Genomic DNA, 2,573 nt, shown 5'->3' on the forward strand with positions numbered 1-2,573 from the left:
CCATCACATATAGTACCTGGGATAACAACAGCAATAGGAACTACAGTAGGAATACCATTAACACATAGAAACTACTCTAATAGTGTTTCTTTTACAACAGGGTCTATATCCTATAAAAGCAAACCTAACTGGAGTCTAGACCTAAATAAGAAGCAAACAATAATAATGTATATGTATGCAAGTAATATAACTAAGCTAAAAGAAAAGCTATTAAAAAGTAGGTTCTCAAATAAGATCCCAATTGCAATAGTGTCTTCAAGTTCTAATAAAGACCAAAAGCTAATAATAAGTAATATAAAAAGCATAGAAAGCTTAACATATAATAATACAACACCATCTATACTTATAATAGGATATATAATAAACCTATATAGAGGCCTAACTACATTCAATTAATAAGAACATACCCTTCTAAACCTATTCTACCCCCCTTCTCTAACAACTAACCCTAAAAAGGAAAAGGACTAGATGTCTTTATGGGACGGCAGGTTTAAAGAAAAGCTAAACATAATGTTTGAACACTTGTTCTAAATAAGCCTCTAACAGCAACCCAAGAAGACTATATATGTCCATATGATATACAGGGATAGAGAGCCTCGAACTCCCAACTGCTGGCTTTGGAGACCAGTACTCTACCGTTTGAGCTATATCCCTTGACGGTGCGAATGGGACTCGAACCCACGTCCTTCGGCGTGACAGACCGATATTCTAACCAACTGAACTACCGCACCTATATTAACTAAACAGGCTCTTACTCTAGCATACTCTAGCTTTAATATAATATCTTAAGTAGAACCTATTATGTGGATTAGCTGGTATTATATTGATGCGAACCATGCATACAGCTACTCCGAACAAAAGCAGCTATAGTTTCCAAGATGGCAGGTATTTCCTTTTATTAGAGAACCTATTAGAACAGAGTCTTTATCACAATCTAAACATATCCTATAAACCCCTACTATATAGCCAGTCGTTATGAAGATAATAACCCGCTTTGCTCCAAGTCCTACTGGTCATATACATATTGGTAGTGTTAGAACAGCTTTATATACATGGCTTTATGCACGTAGTATAAAAGGTAACCATATATTAAGAATAGAAGATACTGACCTTTCACGTTCAAAGCCTAAATACTCTGAATCTATAGTTACTGTAATGAACTGGCTAAACATAGATTGGGATGAAGGGCCATACATACAATCAAAAAGGTTAGCTAGATATAATGACTATATATGTATACTACTAGCTACTAGGTTAGCTTACAAATGCTACTGTACAAAAGAAAGGTTAGGTTGTCTACGTAAAACACATCTAACTCAAGGACTAAAACCAAAGTATGACGGCTATTGTCGATATAAAAGCAGTTCCTATAATGATCCAAAAGAATATGCTATAAGGTTTAAAACCCCAATAGATGGAGCTACTACCTTTTCTGATAATATACGTGGTTCTATTTCATTTAGAAACGAAGAACTCGATGACCTTATAATAAAACGTTCTAATGGACTACCTACATATAACCTATGCGTAATAGTAGATGATTTAGACATGGAGATAACCCATGTAATTAGAGGGGAAGAACATATTAACAATACCCCTCGTCAAATAAACATACTAAATGCTCTTAGCTCCCCGATTCCAATATATGCACATGTGCCAATAATATTAGGGAAGACTGGGAAAAAGCTTTCTAAAAGAGAACAAACTACTTCTATATTAGAATTCAAATATAATGGTCTTTTGCCAGAAGTCCTATTAAGCTATATAGTTAAGCTAGGCTGGACATACGTCAATAAAGAGATAGTTAATATTAGAAACCTAAAAGCTATGTTTAATATTAAATCTATTAGAAGAGCTCCAAGTATGTTTGACTATGAAAAGCTTTTATGGGTGAACCAACACTATATTAACTACACATCAGGATTATATTATATCGAATATACATATAAAGACTTGAGCAAATGCAATCCTATCTTTAAATATGGTTCTATCCTAAAAGGAATAGTAAGTCTATATATGTCTAGAAGTAGTACATTAAAACTATTAACAGAAAGTAGTAACCAACTCTATATATGTTCTAGTAGTTCTATATCAGAATATATGTACTACTTAGAAACAATGGATTCTTTAGCTACCATAGAACCCATATATAAAGAGCTAGCATTAACAAAAGGTTGGACCATATCTATAATAGCTGTTCTAATACAAAAGATATCTATAAGCCTAAATATAACTGTATGTAATATAGCTATGCTATTAAGAATATGTATATTAGGAAAAGCTGAATCACCAGGCATATCTCAAGTCATAACCATATTTAATAAAGAACTCCTACTAAGTCGTATAAAAAAGGTAACTACAATGATTAAGTATATCTATTGAGACAGCTGTTAGTTTAGTCTATATATAACAGCTAACATAAGATTAACTGGGTGTTGGCGCTACGCTATAGATGTATTCACAAGAACCATCCGATACCTCCAATACTTCTAGCATGTTCAGATATCACACCCCCCTAGAACAGAGTTAATATTAGGTTGGATGCTTTCAACATACGGTTCTATATGGACAAG

At 33.5% G+C, this 2,573-nt stretch carries 3 protein-coding genes and 2 tRNA genes; 2 read left to right on the forward strand and 3 right to left on the reverse strand.

Annotation, left to right across the window (positions count from 1 at the left end; genetic code table 11):
- Positions 1–396: SAM-dependent methyltransferase (locus TPPER_RS00650; RefSeq protein WP_236859554.1), on the forward strand; the 396-nt coding region annotated here is incomplete at its 5' end.
- A gap of 185 nt (positions 397–581) precedes the next feature.
- Here the strand turns inward: TPPER_RS00650 and TPPER_RS00655 are convergent.
- The 3 genes from TPPER_RS00655 to TPPER_RS01350 form a co-directional block, all read right to left on the reverse strand.
- Positions 582–654: transfer RNA gene (locus TPPER_RS00655), tRNA-Trp, on the reverse strand.
- A gap of 3 nt (positions 655–657) precedes the next feature.
- Positions 658–731, reverse strand: a tRNA-Asp gene (locus TPPER_RS00660).
- 114 nt (positions 732–845) lie between these two features.
- Positions 846–986, reverse strand: a complete 141-nt coding sequence (locus tag TPPER_RS01350) for a phosphoribosyl-AMP cyclohydrolase (protein WP_099336861.1) — start codon at positions 984–986, stop codon at positions 846–848.
- Here TPPER_RS01350 and gltX point away from each other — a divergent pair.
- Positions 976–2,382: a glutamate--tRNA ligase gene (gene gltX, locus TPPER_RS00670; protein WP_099336860.1), complete on the forward strand. Its 1,407-nt coding sequence runs from the start codon at positions 976–978 to the stop codon at positions 2,380–2,382. The genes TPPER_RS01350 and gltX overlap by 11 nt on opposite strands.
- Positions 2,383–2,573: the final 191 nt, after the last annotated feature.

Origin of the sequence: Candidatus Tremblayella phenacoccinincola (assembly GCF_002682985.1) — a bacterium.
GTDB lineage: Bacteria > Pseudomonadota > Gammaproteobacteria > Burkholderiales > Burkholderiaceae > Tremblaya > Tremblaya phenacola_C.

Excerpts from the sequence above, each read along its gene's own strand:
- gltX (WP_099336860.1), top strand. The coding sequence starts at position 976 with ATGAAGATAATAACCCGCTTTGCTCCAAGTCCTACTGGTCATATACAT.